Origin of the sequence: Occultella aeris (genome assembly GCF_902703175.1) — a bacterium.
Taxonomy (GTDB): Bacteria; Actinomycetota; Actinomycetes; order Actinomycetales; family Beutenbergiaceae; genus Occultella; species Occultella aeris.
In genome coordinates this window covers 20,509-34,729 of the sequence record NZ_CACRYJ010000011.1, presented here as the reverse complement: position 1 = coordinate 34,729, position 14,221 = coordinate 20,509, and the positions used below count along the sequence as shown (strand labels likewise).

The window sequence follows — 14,221 nt, the reverse complement described above, 5'->3', positions numbered from 1 at the left end:
GAGAGTATCAGGTACTGTTGGTAGTAGACACGTGTCGAGGCGGGAGCCGCCCCTGACACGCCGGGCTCCGGATGCGATCCGGCGCCTGATCAGGCCACGATCAGAGCACGACCACGACCATCAGTTCCGAGTCGCAACGATCAGAACGAGGAGTTCCATGCCCAGCAATTCCAGCCCCCGCCGCGCCGCGGTGATCGGGTCCAACCGCATCCCCTTCGGTAAGGCCGGCGGCGCGTACGCCAACGCCACCAACCTGGACATGCTCGGTGCCGCCCTCTCCGGACTGGTGGCCAGGTTCCAGCTCCAGGGCGAGCGAATGGGCGACGTGGCCGGCGGCGCTGTTCTCAAGCATTCCCGTGACTTCAACATGACCCGCGAGGCCGTCCTGGGGTCCGCACTGTCCCCGCAGACCCCAGCGTTCGACGTCCAGCGTGCCTGCGGCACGAGCCTCGAGACCGTCACCGCGATCGCGAACAAGATCGCGCTGGGCCAGATCGACTCCGGGATCGCGGCCGGCGTCGACTCCACCTCCGACGCCCCGATCGTGGTCAGCGACCGGCTCCGCCGCACCCTCATCAAGCTCTCCCGCGCCAAGACTCTCCCGGACCGGCTGAAGCTGGTCGCGAGCATCCGCCCCGGAGACCTGGCTCCCGTGGCCCCGGACGTCGCCGAGCCGCGCACCGGGCTGTCGATGGGCGAGCACCAGGCGCTCACCACCCTGAAGTGGAAGATCACCCGCGAGGCCCAGGACGAGATCGCCCTGGCGTCCCACAAGAACCTTGCGCAGGCCTACGACGACGGCCTCTTCGACGACCTGATCACCCCCTACCGCGGTCTCGTCCGGGACGAGTCGCTGCGCTCGGACACGTCCGCGGAGAAGCTCGCGAAGCTCAAGCCCGTGTTCGGTAGGGGCCTCGGTGAAGGTGTCGCCACGATGACGGCGGGCAACTCGACACCGCTGTCCGACGGCGCCGCGACCGTTCTGCTCGGCACCGACGAGTGGGCCGCCGAGCGCGGGCTGCCGGTGCTCGCGCACATGGTCGACGCCGAGGCCGCCGCGGTCGACTTCGTCCGCGGCGAGGAGGGCCTGCTCATGGGCGGCGCGTACGCCGTGCCGCGCCTGTTGCACCGCAACAAGCTGGTCCTCGCCGACTTCGACTTCATCGAGATCCACGAGGCGTTCGCCTCCACCGTGCTCACCACCACGGCCGCGTGGGCGGACGAGAAGTTCATGGTCTCCAAGGTCGGCCTCCCCCCGCTCGGCAAGCTCAACCCGGCCGCACTCAACGTGGCCGGCTCCTCGCTGGCCGCGGGGCACCCGTTCGGCGCCACCGGCGCGCGGATCGTCGGCACCCTGGCCAGCCTGCTGTCCCGGGCGAAGCAGTCCCGGCCGGACGGCGGGCCCGTGCGCGGGCTCATCTCCGTCTGCGCCGCCGGTGGCCAGGCCGTCGCGATGATCCTGGAAGCAGCATGAGCGACGCCTACCTCGAACTCGTGAACTCGGGCGTCACAAAGACGCTCGCGAAGAAGCTCGGACTGCCACGACCGGCACACCTGCGCCGCACAGACCCGGCCGCAGTCGACACCCCGCTCATCCCGGGCCGGGCCATGGTCATCGGCGAGGGCCCGGACGCGGACGCGATCGCCCGGACGCTGCTCGGCTGGGACCTGGACGTGCACCGCAACGTTCCCGACGGCCGGATCGGGGCCGTCGTGGTGGTCCTGACCGACTTGACCCGGCCCGAGCAGGCCTCGCAGCGGGTCCTCGCGCTCGGATCGGTACTGCGCTCGCTCGCCCCCGGCGGCCGGGTGGTCACCGTCTCCCGGGCGGCGGACCCGGGCGACGAGCCGGCCGTCGCGGCGGTGCGCACCGGCGTGGACGGCCTGCTCCGCTCGATCGCGAAGGAGCTGCGTGCCGGTGCCACCGGCAACGGCATCGTGCTGGGCGATCAGATCAGCCCCGACGCGCCCTCCGCCGTCGGGGCGCTGCGGTTCCTGTTGTCCGCCCGCTCGGCGTTCGTGGACGGCCAGTTCGTCCACGTGAACACGGCCGACGGCGTCGCACCGGCGGACTGGACGCGCCCGCTCCAGGGGCGGGTCGCCGTCGTGACGGGCGCCGCGCGCGGCATCGGCGCTGAGATCGCGCGGGTGCTGCACCGTGACGGCGCGCAGGTGCTCGGCGTGGACGTGCCGGCGGCCGGGGAGTCTCTGGCCACGGTGATGAACCAGGTCGGCGGCATCGCGCTGCAGCTCGACATCACCTCGGGCGACGCCGCCGCGCGCATCATCGAGCGAGCCACGTCCCGGTACGGCAGGATCGACATCGTGGTGCACAACGCCGGGATCACGCGGGACAAACTCCTCGCGAACATGAAGCCGGACCACTGGGACTCGGTCGTCGCCGTGAACGTCGAGGCGCAGCTGCGCATGAACGGGGCGTTCCTGGCCGCCGACGGACTGAGCCCGGACGGGCTGCGACTCGTCTCGCTCGCGTCCACGTCCGGGATCGCCGGCAACCGCGGTCAGACGAACTACGGGTTCTCCAAGGCCGCCGTGATCGGGATGACGCGAGCCCTCGCGCCGCGGCTCGCCGACGGGGCCGGGACTGCGAACGCCGTCGCGCCGGGCTTCATCGAGACCGAGATGACGGCGCGGATTCCCGCGCTGACCCGCCAGGTGGCTCGCCGGCTGAACTCGCTGCAGCAGGGTGGGCAACCGGTAGACGTCGCCGAGACGATCGCGTTCCTGGCGTCGCCGCAGGCCGGTGGCATCAACGGTGAGGTGCTGCGGGTGTGCGGGCAGAACCTGGTGGGCCAGTGAGTACCCGCCGCGAGCAGATCCTGCCCGAGGTTCCCTCGCTCACCTCGCTGTACGGGCAGGCCGTGGCCCGGTCCGCCCGCCTGATGGTGCGCCGGCCCGGCCCGATCGTGGCCCGGCTGCCCGAGATCTCCTACCGGGTCGACGACGTCCGGGTCGACCGGGCCCAGCTCGCCGCCTACCAGCACCTGCTCGGCGAAGCCGGCACGGACACCCTGCCCGCCGGGTACGTGCACGTGCTCGGATTCCCGGTCGCGGTGGCCGTGATGGCCAGGGAGGACTTCCCGCTGCCGCTGATGGGCATGGTGCACGTGGCCAACCAGGTCCAGCAGCGCCACCCCGTTCACGCCGACGATGTGCTGACCGTCCGGGCATGGGCGCAGAACCTGCGCGCGCACCGCTCGGGGACGCAGGTGGACCTGGTCACCGAGGTCGGCCAGGCCGACGGCCTGGACGTGCTCTGGCGCGGGGTGTCCAGCTACCTGGCCAAGGGCAAGCCGCTCAAGGGGCTCGCGCTCGTCGAGTCCGCCGACGGCGCCCGGCCCGCCCGCGCGGACGGCCGGGACGCCGACGCGCCACTGCCTGCCGTCACCGCGAGTTGGAGGCTAGGCGCGTCCACCGGGCGCCGGTACGCGGACGTGTCCGGCGACAGGAACCCGATCCACCTGTCCGGGCTGAGCGCGAAGTTGTTCGGTTTCAAGCGCGCCATCGCGCACGGGATGTACACGGCCTCACGCGCGCTGGCCACTGTGGGGCCGGCCCGTCCGGACGCGTTCGTGTGGGACGTGGAGTTCCTCAAGCCCGTGCTCCTGCCCGGCCAGGTGGCCATCAACCTGACGCCGGCGGAAGGGGCGACGAGCTACCTCGGCTGGGACCCGCGCAGCCAGGCGGTGCACTTCGCGGGGTCGGTGCGACCGCTGCCCTGACCCGCCCGGCAGACGGTGTCCAGATACCGGTCTCCCGATCTCTCATTCACACCCCGATCGTTGTACTCTGACGGCCTCGGAGTGAACGGATTCAACGACGAAGACGAGAGAGAGACTGACATGCGATCTTCACGACGACAGTTCCTGGCCATGGCCGGCGCCGGGGCCGCAGGTCTCGGGCTGGCCAGTTGCAGCCGCGGGGACACGGGCAATGACGATGGTGGCGGAGGCGGAGAGTCTGACGGCGCCACCTCCCTGACGTTCACCTGGTGGGGCAACCCGGTCCGTAACGAGAACACCACGAACGCCATCGCGGCCTATCTGGATGAGAACCCCGACGTCTCGATCGAGGCTCAGCCGGGCGAGTGGGCCAGCTATTGGGACCGGCTCGCCACCCAGACAGCCGGCAACACCGCGCCGGACGTCATCCAGATGGACATGGCGTACATCAGCGAGTACGGCGCCCGTGGCGCGCTGCTCGACCTCGACGAGTACGGCCTCGACACCAGCGGCTTCCTCGAGGGCACGGCGGACTCCGGCGTGATCGACGGCACCAACTACGGGGTCAATGCCGGCATCAACACCCCGCTCGTGATGGTGAACACGGCGCTGCTGGACCAGTACGGCATCGCACTTCCGGATGACATGACGTGGACCTGGGACGACTGGCTCGCGCTGGCGACGTCGATCACTGACGCCTCGGCCGGTGCGGTGATCGGCACGTCGGCCATCATCTCCAACGATGCGATGATCAGCGCCTGGCTGCGCCAGCAGGGCAAGGAACTCTTCCTCGAGGGCGCCCAACTGGGATTCGAGGTGGATGACGTCACGGCCTGGCTGGAGTTCCAACAGAGGTTCGCCGACGCGGGCGCCATGCCGTCCGCCTCCCAGATCACGGAGGAGTCCTCGGTCGCGTTCGACCAGAGCATGTTCCTGACCGGGAAGACCGCCATGGCCATGTACTGGTCCAACCAGCTGGAGGCGGCGGAGACCGCGAGTGGAAGCGAGCTCACGATCCTGCGCTTCCCGAGCCTCGACGGGGACGCCACGACCCGCAAGGCCTGGTACAAGGCCTCGATGCTCTGGTCCGCCTCGGCCCGTACCGAGAACCCTGAGGCCGCGGTCGCATTCATCAACTGGCTGATCAACAGCACCGCGGCCGGCGAGGCCAATCTCGCCGAGCGGGGCATCCCGGCCAACGAGGAGGTTCAGGCCCACATCGCGGACCTGCTCTCGGACCCGCAGCAGCGGGTCGCGGCGTTCATCTCTGACATCGAGGGCGAGCTCGGCGACACCCCGATCGCACCCCCGCCGGGCGGCGGCCAGTTCGGCGCACTCCTGCTCCGCTACGCCACCGAAATGTTGTTCGGGAACGCCACGGCGGCCGAAGCCGCCAGCGGCTTCTACGACGAGCTCACCGCCGCGATCTCCGGGTCCTAACCCGTGAGCGCGATCGGGGAACTCTCAAAACTCAAGACGGGCGGGCACCAGACACCGGAGCAGCGCGCGGCCCGCGACAAGGAGGCGGCCCGGGACAACCGGGCCGGCTATGCCTTCCTGGCGCCCTGGCTGGTTGGCCTGTTCGCGTTCACGATCGGCCCGATGCTCGCATCGCTGTACCTGTCTTTCACCGACTACAACCTGATCCAGTCCCCGAACTTCACCGGCTTCGACAATCTCGTGCGGATGCTCGGGGACGAGCGGTTGCACACGTCATTGCGGGTGACCTTCACCTACGTGCTCGTCGGCGTGCCAGTGCAGCTCATCGTGGCCCTCGGGATCGCGCTCCTGCTGAACAAGGGGATGCGGGGGCTGCCGTTCTACCGGTCGGTGTTCTACCTGCCCTCCATGCTCGGCGGATCGGTCGCGATCGCGCTGCTGTGGCGGCAGATCTTCGGGACCGACGGTCTCATCAACCAGGTCCTTCGCGCGTTCGGCGTGGACGCCACGACCGGGTACGTCTCGCATCCCGACTACGCGCTGTGGACGCTGATCCTGCTGCACGTGTGGACGTTCGGGTCCCCGATGGTGATCTTCCTCGCCGGGCTGAGGCAGATCCCGACCATGTACTACGAGGCCGCCGCGCTGGACGGCGCCAACAGGCGCAACATCTTCCTGAAGGTCACCCTGCCGCTGCTCTCTCCGATCATCTTCTTCAACCTGGTGCTTCAGGTCATCGGCGCGTTCCAGTCCTTCACCCAGGCGTACATCGTCTCCGGCGGGTCCGGCGGCCCGTCGGACTCGACGTTGTTCTACACGCTCTACCTCTACGAGCGCGGTTTCACGAACTTCCAGATGGGCTACGCCTCCGCCATGGCGTGGCTGCTCCTCGTCATCATCGCCGCCTTCACCGCGATCAACTTCTTCGCCGCCAAGTATTGGGTGTTCTACGATGACTGACGTCGATTTCATGGCCGGGCCACGGCCCGATGCGGCCAGCCGTCTACGCTCGGTGGGCAAGCACGCGCTGCTGATCGCCGCCAGCCTGGTGATGATCTATCCGCTGGTCTGGATGCTCGTCAGTTCGCTGCGACCCACCGAGGTCATCTTCCGGACCCCGGGGCTGTGGCTCAACGAGCTCTACCTCGACAACTACATCGAGGGCTGGACGGCGCTGGCCCGCCCGTTCGACTGGTACATCGTCAACTCGGGCATCGTGGTCGCGGGAGCGGTCATCGGGAACCTGCTGTCCTGCTCGCTCGCGGCCTACGCGTTCGCCCGGTTGAAGTTCCGGCTGAGAACGCTCTGGTTCGCGATCATGCTGATGACGATCATGCTGCCCTTCCACGTCGTGATCGTGCCTCAGTACATCGTGTTCAACACGTTCGGCATGGTGAACACGTTCCTGCCACTGGTGTTGCCGAAGTTCCTCGCGACCGACGCCTTCTTCGTGTTCCTGATGGTCCAGTTCATCCGGGGCATCCCGCGCGAGCTGGACGAGGCGGCCCGCATCGACGGCTGCGGCCACTTCCGCATCTTCTTCCGGATCATCATCCCGCTGATGGTGCCGGCGCTGGCAACGGCGGCGATCTTCACGTTCATCTGGACGTGGAGCGACTTCTTCACGTCGCTGATCTACCTGACCGCCCCGGACATGTACACGGTCCCGCTGGCCCTGCGCTCCTTCCTGGACGCGACGTCAGGGAGCAACTGGGGCGCTATGTTCGCGATGTCGATCGTCTCGCTGGTGCCGCTGTTCCTGGTGTTCCTGTTCGGGCAGAAGTACCTGATCCAAGGAATCGCCACCACGGGCGGGAAGTAGCGGGCCGCCCGAGACCGCACCGCTCACCGGGACCAGCGGCGACCGGTGCGGTCTCGACGGTCTGCCGGCGCGGCGGACCGCCCTCGCCCGAGGCAGGCTCAGGCGGCCGCGTCGAGCGCCCGCAGGTGGGCGAGGGCGGCGGTGAGTTCGGGCTCGAAGTCGGCGAAATGGCACTCCACGCTCACCGGCCCGGTGTAGCCGCCCTCACGCAGTGCCGTGAGGAACGCCGCCAGTGGCCAGTCCCCCTGCCCAGGCGGGATTCGGCCCGAGTCGGCGATGTGGGCGTGCCCGATCCGCGCACCCTCGTCACGGACCACGTCCAGGGGCTCCGCCTCGGTCATGATGTGGAACAGGTCCGCCACCACCTGGACATCGGCGATCGAGAACTCGTCCAGGAACGCCACGGCCTCGGTGATCGAGTTGATCATGTTGGTCTCGCCGCGGTGCAGCGGCTCGAGGAGAACCCGCAGGTCGTGCCGGGCGGCCACGTCCCGGGCCCGGGTGAGCACCCGCGCGAGGAGCGCACGCCCCTGCGCCTCGTCCACGCCGTCGGGCAGCGTCCGAGCCCGACCGCTGCCGAACACGATCTTGGCTCCGGGCTGGGCCGCCGAGCCAACGATCGCCATCGCCGACTCCAGATATGCGTCGATGCGCTCGGTCGGGAAGCTCGGATCCGCCAGTTGCAGTTCTCCGGGAAACAGGATCGCGAACGACGGGCTCGGAGCCCCGTCGTAGTGCGGGGAGCGCATCCATCCCCCGTCCTGGCTCGGGACCACGAGATTGCCCACGATCGTCGGCTCCACGTAGTCCGCGCCCGCCGACCACGCGGCATCGACGCCGTCGGTCCCCACGATCACTCCGAATTCGGTCACTGCACGCTCCTCAGGATTGCCATGCCCCGATCCTTGCTGATCCGGCGGGTGGGCGCGGCACCGACGCGCGGGCTTGCCCGGGATGCGACCCATGTCAGGCTGGGGGGATGAGTCAGGCGAGCGACGACGGCCCCGACGACCCGAGCGCGCATCCCAGCGTCTGGGTTGCCCAGGCCGAGCGTGAGCTCGGCACGTCCGAGGTGCTCGCCTGGTGCACCGACCTGCTCGCCGGCGCCGACCCGTTGACCAGCTCGCATCCGCTCGCGTGGATCGGCGGGACCCCGGGAGCGGCGCTGCCGGGCAACCTCACCGGTCTCCGCGGCGCGATGTTCGAGCACTGGTCGCGGGTGTGGGCGGCCCGCGCGATGCGGTACTGCTGGGCGGAGGGCACACCGGCCGCCGACGACGCAGCCACGGCTCTGCTGGGTGCCCTCACGGATCCGCACTGGCGGGTCCGGGAGATGGCCGCGAAGGTGGTCGGTCTGCGCGAGGTCGGCGCGGGCGCCGACCGGCTCGCCGTGCTCCTGGACGACGGCGTCCCCCGGGTCCGCGCGGCCGCCGCCACTTCTCTGGGGGCCGTGGGCGAGCACGAGCACATGGGTCGGCTCGCCGATGTGACCGGCTCCGACCCGGACCGCGCGGTACGCGCGGCGGCCACTCGAGCACGGACCGCGATCGCGGACCGGGTGGACCTTCCGTCGGACGAGTACTGACGCGCCTGGCGGGCGATGGCGCCTCAGGGTCGCGGCGGCGGTCCGGTGGTGCCACGCAGGGCTATCCGGGTGAGCGTGCTTTCCGGAGGCTTCGGTTCGGCCTCGCCACGGATCGCGGCGATCAGCCGCCGCATGGCATGACGCCCAGCGCTCTCCCGATCGACGACGACGGTGGATAGCGGCGGGGTCGCGTAGCGCATCAGCAGCATGTCGTCCCAGCCCGTCACGCTGAGCCTGCCCGGCACGTCCCAGCCACGATTCGCGGCTGCGGACAGCACGCCGGCCGCGATGCGATCGCTCGCGGCCACGACGGCGGTGACCGGCGAGTCGACGCCGAGGGTCGCGATCGCCGCGATCCCCGTCTCGGGGTGCCAGTCGCCATCGGGCTCGCCGTGCGAGGTCAGCGCCAGCTCGTCGATCGCGGTCAGGTATCCCTGCAAACGCAGCTGGGCGGAGTTCCAGTCCTGCGGCCCGGCGGCGTGCAGGAAGTGACGGTGACCCAGATCGGCCAGAGCGTGAACGAGCGACGCCATCGTGTCGACGTCACCGGCGACGGCCTCGACCGCACGCATCCGCTGGTCGTACTCGCCGGTGTCGATCACGGCACCGCTGCGGTTGGTCGAGGCGATGATCGGCGCCACCGAGAGCACCCCCTCGACCTGACCGCTGTCCAGCAGGTCGCGTGCACGTGCGCTCAGCGCCGCTGCACTCTCGTCGACGCCGATGATGACCTCGACGCGAAAACCGCTGGCGCGGGCCTCCTCGACGGCGGCTGCGACGGTCCGCTCCGGCCCCGTCATCGTGGGTAGCACGATCGCCACCAGGCCGGAGCGTCTGGTGCGCATGGAGCGGGCAGCGAGATTAGGCCGGTATCCGAGCTCCGCGACCGCGTCCTCGACGACCTTGCGGGTCTGCGGGCGAAGAGTGGGGTCGTCGCGCAGGAAGCGCGACACCGTCTGGTGGGACACGCCGGCGAGCTTGGCGACCTCTCGGATCGTCGGGCGTCGTCGCGACTGGCTCATGCGGCCACTGTAGTTGACGCAGAGTGATCGATCACTTAAAGTCCGAGTGAACGATCACTTAGGCCCGAAGGAGCGCCAGAGTTGGCACATTCACCACGCTCACGCACCCGCGCCACACCGCGGTGTGTCTCATGACGGCGACGCGCGAGACGCGCACGTCGGCCCCTGCACCTACCCCGGAACCACGCGGAACCAACAAACCCGAGCGTCGCGAGAGCCAGGGCTTCTGGGCGCGACTGCGCCGCGACCATCCGGTGCTGCTCCTGGCCCTGCCCGGCATCGCCGTCGTGATCGTGTTCCAGTACGTGGCGCTGGGCGGGAACGTCATCGCGTTCCAGGACTACCAGCCGTATCTCGGCATCGGACGGAGCCTGTGGGTCGGGTTCGAGAACTTCTCGATCCTGTTCTCGGGTGATCCGGAGTTCCTGAACGCCCTGCGCAACACGCTCTACATCACGTTGCTGCAGACGGTCTTCGTGTTCCCGGCCCCGATCATCCTGGCGCTGCTGCTCAACAGCCTGGTCTCCAACAAGGTCAAGCAGGCCGTGCAGTCCGTGCTCTACCTGCCGCACTTCCTGTCCTGGGTCATCGTCGTGGCCGTGTTCCAGCAGATGCTCGGCGGCGCGGGCATGATCAACAACTTCCTGCGCAGCCACGGCTGGGACACGGTCGACATCATCGGCAACCCGGACGCCTTCTACGCGCTCATCACCTCGCAGGTGATCTGGAAGGACACCGGGTGGGCCACGATCCTGTTCCTCGCGGTCCTCTCGCAGATCGACCGGTCACTGTACGAGGCTTCGGCGATGGACGGCGCCACCAGGTGGCGCCAGATCTGGCACGTCACGTTGCCCGGGATGAAGCCGATCATCGTGCTGCTGCTGATCCTCAAGCTCGGCGACTCGCTGTCGGTCGGCTTCGAGCAACTACTCCTGCAGCAACAGGCCGTCGGCAGAGACGTCTCAGAAGTCCTGGATACCTACGTCTACAACAACGGTGTGATCGGCGGCGCCTGGGGCGTCTCCGCCGCCGTCGGACTCGTCAAGGGGCTGGTCGGCCTCGTGCTGGTCCTCGTGGCCAACAAGATCGCCCACATCCTCGGCGAGGAAGGGGTGTACCGCGCATGAGCACCACCACGGCACCGCGCCGGCGCAAGGCCGGCTCCGGAACTCTGATCGACGGCGTCCCGCGCCCCGGCCGGGTCGAGAACGTCGTCAAGGCGATCGTGCTGACGATCATCTGCGCTCTGGTGATCCTGCCGTTCGTCGGCATCATCTCGACGAGCCTCGCGCCCGCCGAGCAGGTCAACACGGCCGGCGGCTTCGTGCTCCTGCCCGAGGGCATCGACCTCACCGCGTACGCCTCGATCCTGACCGGCGGCGTCGTCACCCGGGCCCTGCTGATCAGCGCCGGCGTCACCGCCGTCGGAACCGTGCTGAGCCTGACCCTGACGGCGATGCTCGGCTGGGCCCTGTCGCGCCGCCAGACGATCGGCAACCGGCAGCTGCTGCTGCTCGTCCTGGTCAGCCTGCTCTTCAACCCGGGCATCATCCCCAGCTACCTGGTCGTACAGCAGCTCGGCATGCTCGACAGCCTCTGGGCCATCATCGTTCCGACGTCCGTGTCCGCGTTCAACGTCATCGTGGTGCGCGCCTTCTTCGTGGGGCTGCCCCAGGAGGTCATGGACAGCGCCCGCATCGACGGTGCGGGCGAGTGGAAGCTGTTCTGGTACATGGGGCTGCCGCTGGCACGCCCGGTGCTCGCCGTCGTCGGCCTGTTCTACGGCGTCGGCTACTGGAACGCGTTCTTCAACGCGATGCTCTACCTCAGCGACTCCGCGCTGTGGCCACTGCAGCTGGTACTGCGCACCTACGTGGTCGACGGCACCCAACTCGGAGCCCAGGACCTCGGCGCCGAGATGTCGCTGCCGCCGCAGACGACGATCCAGATGGCGATCCTCGTCATCTCCATCATCCCCATCCTCATCGTCTATCCCTTCCTGCAGCGGCACTTCGCCAAGGGCATGCTCACCGGCGCCGTCAAGGGCTGAGCCCGTCCACCACCGCACCCGTCCGCACCGCTGCGGGCGTGACCACGACAAAAAGGAGTAACCACATGTCAGAGATCCGGATCGCACGGCGGCAACTGCTGCAGGGCACACTCGCCCTCGGCGGCCTCGCTGCGCTCGGTGGCCTCGCCGGCTGCAGCAATGAGGGCCGCGGTGACGCCGGCTCGCAGGCCGAGAACAGCACGGTCACGCTGCCCACCTACATCCCGTACGCAGGGTTCACCGCAGACCTGCCGGGTGAGAACGGTGTCAGCGACACCATGCTGAGCTACCCGGCCGACCCACAGCCGATCACCGACGGCCCTCCCGGCGACGGGCAGGACGTCTCCGCGTTCGCCCTCACCAACAACCCGGTGCCGCCCGCCATGGACCAGAACGCGTTCTGGCAGGAGCTGAACGAACGGCTCGGGTTCACACTCTCGGTCTCCCTGGTCCCCAGCGGCGACTACACCGACCGGTTCCAGACCACGGTCGCAGGCGACCGACTCCCTGACCTCTTCACGTTCTGGCCGAAGGGCATCCCAGGTCTCCCGTCGCTCCTGCACGAGCGCGCCACGGACCTCACGGAGCTGCTCAGCGGCGACGCGATCGAGAAGTACCCGTTCCTCGCCAGCATCCCCACCGAGAGCTGGAAGTCGAGCGTCTACGGCGGGCGCATCTACGGCATCCCGATCGCACGCGGCGCTCAGAGCAGCGTCGTGCTGTACGGACGCTACGACCTGCTCGAGGAGCAGGGCATCGACCCGGCCGCCCAGTCGTGGGACGACATGTACAGCATGTTCGCCGAGCTGAGCTCCACGAACACGTGGGCGCTCGCGAACGTCCCGCTGCAGATCATCCGGCAGTCCTTCGGCCTGCCCAACGGGTGGTCTGTGGACGGCGACACCTGGGTGAGCGCGAACGAGGACGAGCGGCAGCTCGACGCCCTTGAGGCGGGTCGCAGGCTCGTCGCCGACGGGCTGGTGCACCCGGACACGACGTCCGCGGACAACCAGCAGCGGCAGGCCTGGACGATCGCGGGCACCACCCGGTTCGTCGAGGACACCTTCAGCGCGTGGCCGGCGTTCGCGAACCTGTCCGGCGACCAGGCCGTCGATCTCAATGTCATCCTGCCGCCGCTCGCCGAGGGCGGTGGCATGGCCCCGATCTGGCGGGCAGCTCCGACGCACAACCTGACCGGGATCAGCCTGAGGTCGGCGGACCGCGCCGAGGCACTGCTGGACGTGCTGAACTACCTCGCGGCTCCGTTCGGCAGCTCCGAGCACCTGTTCAAGAACTACGGCCTGGAGGGTGTGCATCACACGCTCGTCGACGGCGACCCGGTGCTCAATGACAAGGGCAAGAGCGAGACCCAGCTCGCCCTGAGGTACCTCGCCGAAGGGCCGTGGGTGACCTACATGCCCGGGCGGCCCGACGTCGCGCAGTCGCTCTACGACGTGCAGACCGAGGCAGTTCCGACGGCGATCTCCAACCCCTCGTCCACGTTGTTCAGTGAGACCGAGTCACGCAAGGGACCACAGATCGGCAGTGCACTCTCCGATCTTGAGGTCGACATCCTGCAGGGTCGCAAGCCGGTGTCGGCGTGGACCGATGCGGTGGCAACCTGGAAGAAGGACGGCGGCGACGCCATGCGAGACGAGTTCGCCGAGGCGTTCGCCGCCAGCGCCGAAGGCTGATCCGGCGGTAGCCGGCCGGCGCGGACCTGACCGGGTCCGTGCCGGCCGACGCGGCCAGGACCCGTCGAACCAGGCGTCGAGAGTCAATCCAGGAAGCCGAGGAGGACGATGAGGCAGCCCCAGCTGCTGATGACCTTTGACGACTGCACGGTCGATCACTGGTTCGTCCACCGCGGCGTGTTCGACGACGCCGCGGCGCGGGTCACGTTCTTCGTCTCGCACGTCGACCGGCTCACCGACGACGAGACCGACAAGCTGCGGGCTCTTCAGCGCGATGGTCACACGATCGCGAGCCACGGCCTGCGTCATCTCGACGGCCCGCAGTACGTCGCCCAGCACGGCCTTGGGGCCTATCTCGAGCACGAGATCGAACCGTCGATCGCAGCTCTCGCGGACCGTGGTCTGGGTCATCGCGACTTCGCCTACCCCTTCGGTCGCCATGACCGGGCGACCGACGACGTGCTGACTGCACGGTTCTCCTGGGTGCGGACGACGTCAGCCAGGCATCTGGACGGGAGCGCCACGCAGGTGCTCGTCGACCTCGACGCTCCGACCAGGGTCCTGCCCGCCCGCGGCATCGACGTTGGCCGGAGCGGTGTCGCGAACCCCGACGACCGTGGTGCGCTGCTCGTCGTCCTTGACGAGGCGGCACGCACCGGAGCCGGCGTGTGCCTGTTCGCGCACGACATCGCCGAGTGGGATCACGGACTGGCGCAGGGGCGCAACTTCATCACCCCCGATCGGCTGCGAGCTGTGCTGACGGCGGCGCAGGAACGAGGACTCACGGCCGAGGGGTTCGGGGTGTTGCCCGACTGAAATCTGGCGCAAGGACCGGAGCGGCGCTCCACCAGCACGATCGACACGA

General features: G+C 69.0%; 13 protein-coding genes. 11 read left to right on the top strand and 2 right to left on the bottom strand.

Going from position 1 to position 14,221, the window contains the following annotated elements; all coding sequences use genetic code 11:
• The first annotated feature begins 157 nt into the window (after positions 1-157).
• The 6 genes from HALOF300_RS03200 (at position 158) to HALOF300_RS03175 (ending at position 7,005) form a co-directional block, all read left to right on the top strand.
• On the top strand, positions 158-1,474 hold the full coding sequence (locus HALOF300_RS03200; RefSeq protein WP_156739225.1) for an acetyl-CoA C-acetyltransferase: 1,317 nt from the start codon (positions 158-160) through the stop codon (positions 1,472-1,474).
• The gene (locus HALOF300_RS03195) at positions 1,471-2,820 is read left to right on the top strand and encodes a 3-oxoacyl-ACP reductase (protein ID WP_156739223.1); all 1,350 of its coding nucleotides are present in this window, start codon (positions 1,471-1,473) and stop codon (positions 2,818-2,820) included. The genes HALOF300_RS03200 and HALOF300_RS03195 overlap by 4 nt, the downstream gene beginning before the upstream one ends.
• Positions 2,817-3,743, top strand: coding sequence for a MaoC/PaaZ C-terminal domain-containing protein (locus tag HALOF300_RS03190; protein WP_231954984.1), 927 nt, complete (start codon positions 2,817-2,819; stop codon positions 3,741-3,743). The genes HALOF300_RS03195 and HALOF300_RS03190 overlap by 4 nt, the downstream gene beginning before the upstream one ends.
• Positions 3,744-3,863: 120 nt before the next feature.
• Complete coding sequence (locus tag HALOF300_RS03185) at positions 3,864-5,183, top strand: ABC transporter substrate-binding protein (protein ID WP_156739221.1); 1,320 nt, start codon at positions 3,864-3,866, stop codon at positions 5,181-5,183.
• Between the two features lie 3 nt (positions 5,184-5,186).
• On the top strand, positions 5,187-6,143 hold the full coding sequence (locus tag HALOF300_RS03180; protein ID WP_197522264.1) for a carbohydrate ABC transporter permease: 957 nt from the start codon (positions 5,187-5,189) through the stop codon (positions 6,141-6,143).
• Between the two features lie 10 nt (positions 6,144-6,153).
• Positions 6,154-7,005, top strand: a complete 852-nt coding sequence (locus HALOF300_RS03175; protein WP_408636734.1) for a carbohydrate ABC transporter permease — start codon at positions 6,154-6,156, stop codon at positions 7,003-7,005.
• A 98-nt stretch (positions 7,006-7,103) separates the two neighbouring features.
• Here HALOF300_RS03175 and HALOF300_RS03170 read toward each other — a convergent pair whose 3' ends face one another.
• Entirely contained in the window at positions 7,104-7,877 is a 774-nt protein-coding gene (locus HALOF300_RS03170; RefSeq protein WP_197522263.1) for a sugar phosphate isomerase/epimerase family protein, read from the bottom strand.
• A gap of 107 nt (positions 7,878-7,984) precedes the next feature.
• Between HALOF300_RS03170 and HALOF300_RS26880 the strand changes: the two genes are divergently transcribed.
• Positions 7,985-8,590 (top strand): HEAT repeat domain-containing protein, encoded by a 606-nt coding sequence (locus HALOF300_RS26880; RefSeq protein ID WP_197522262.1) that lies wholly within the window; start codon positions 7,985-7,987, stop codon positions 8,588-8,590.
• A gap of 23 nt (positions 8,591-8,613) precedes the next feature.
• On the opposite strand, the gene HALOF300_RS03160 is transcribed toward HALOF300_RS26880, so the two are convergent.
• On the bottom strand, positions 8,614-9,612 hold the full coding sequence (locus HALOF300_RS03160; RefSeq protein WP_156739215.1) for a LacI family DNA-binding transcriptional regulator: 999 nt from the start codon (positions 9,610-9,612) through the stop codon (positions 8,614-8,616).
• Positions 9,613-9,743: 131 nt separating this feature from the next.
• Between HALOF300_RS03160 and HALOF300_RS03155 the strand changes: the two genes are divergently transcribed.
• The 4 genes from HALOF300_RS03155 to HALOF300_RS03140 all read left to right on the top strand — a co-directional run bounded on the left by HALOF300_RS03155 (position 9,744) and on the right by HALOF300_RS03140 (position 14,172).
• Positions 9,744-10,739, top strand: coding sequence for an ABC transporter permease (locus tag HALOF300_RS03155; protein WP_156739213.1), 996 nt, complete (start codon positions 9,744-9,746; stop codon positions 10,737-10,739).
• Entirely contained in the window at positions 10,736-11,662 is a 927-nt protein-coding gene (locus HALOF300_RS03150) for a carbohydrate ABC transporter permease (protein WP_156739211.1), read from the top strand. Before HALOF300_RS03155 ends, HALOF300_RS03150 begins: the two co-directional genes overlap by 4 nt.
• A 65-nt stretch (positions 11,663-11,727) precedes the next feature.
• Positions 11,728-13,356 (top strand): extracellular solute-binding protein, encoded by a 1,629-nt coding sequence (locus tag HALOF300_RS03145; protein WP_156739209.1) that lies wholly within the window; start codon positions 11,728-11,730, stop codon positions 13,354-13,356.
• 108 nt (positions 13,357-13,464) lie between these two features.
• Positions 13,465-14,172, top strand: a complete 708-nt coding sequence (locus HALOF300_RS03140) for a polysaccharide deacetylase family protein (protein WP_156739207.1) — start codon at positions 13,465-13,467, stop codon at positions 14,170-14,172.
• Positions 14,173-14,221: the final 49 nt, after the last annotated feature.

Excerpts from the sequence above, each read along its gene's own strand:
- HALOF300_RS03200 (WP_156739225.1), top strand. The coding sequence starts at position 158 with ATGCCCAGCAATTCCAGCCCCCGCCGCGCCGCGGTGATCGGGTCCAAC.
- HALOF300_RS03195 (WP_156739223.1), top strand. The coding sequence starts at position 1,471 with ATGAGCGACGCCTACCTCGAACTCGTGAACTCGGGCGTCACAAAGACG.
- HALOF300_RS03185 (WP_156739221.1), top strand. The coding sequence starts at position 3,864 with ATGCGATCTTCACGACGACAGTTCCTGGCCATGGCCGGCGCCGGGGCC.
- HALOF300_RS03175 (WP_408636734.1), top strand. The coding sequence starts at position 6,154 with ATGGCCGGGCCACGGCCCGATGCGGCCAGCCGTCTACGCTCGGTGGGC.
- HALOF300_RS26880 (WP_197522262.1), top strand. The coding sequence starts at position 7,985 with ATGAGTCAGGCGAGCGACGACGGCCCCGACGACCCGAGCGCGCATCCC.
- HALOF300_RS03160 (WP_156739215.1), bottom strand. The coding sequence starts at position 9,612 with ATGAGCCAGTCGCGACGACGCCCGACGATCCGAGAGGTCGCCAAGCTC.
- HALOF300_RS03155 (WP_156739213.1), top strand. The coding sequence starts at position 9,744 with ATGACGGCGACGCGCGAGACGCGCACGTCGGCCCCTGCACCTACCCCG.
- HALOF300_RS03150 (WP_156739211.1), top strand. The coding sequence starts at position 10,736 with ATGAGCACCACCACGGCACCGCGCCGGCGCAAGGCCGGCTCCGGAACT.
- HALOF300_RS03145 (WP_156739209.1), top strand. The coding sequence starts at position 11,728 with ATGTCAGAGATCCGGATCGCACGGCGGCAACTGCTGCAGGGCACACTC.
- HALOF300_RS03140 (WP_156739207.1), top strand. The coding sequence starts at position 13,465 with ATGAGGCAGCCCCAGCTGCTGATGACCTTTGACGACTGCACGGTCGAT.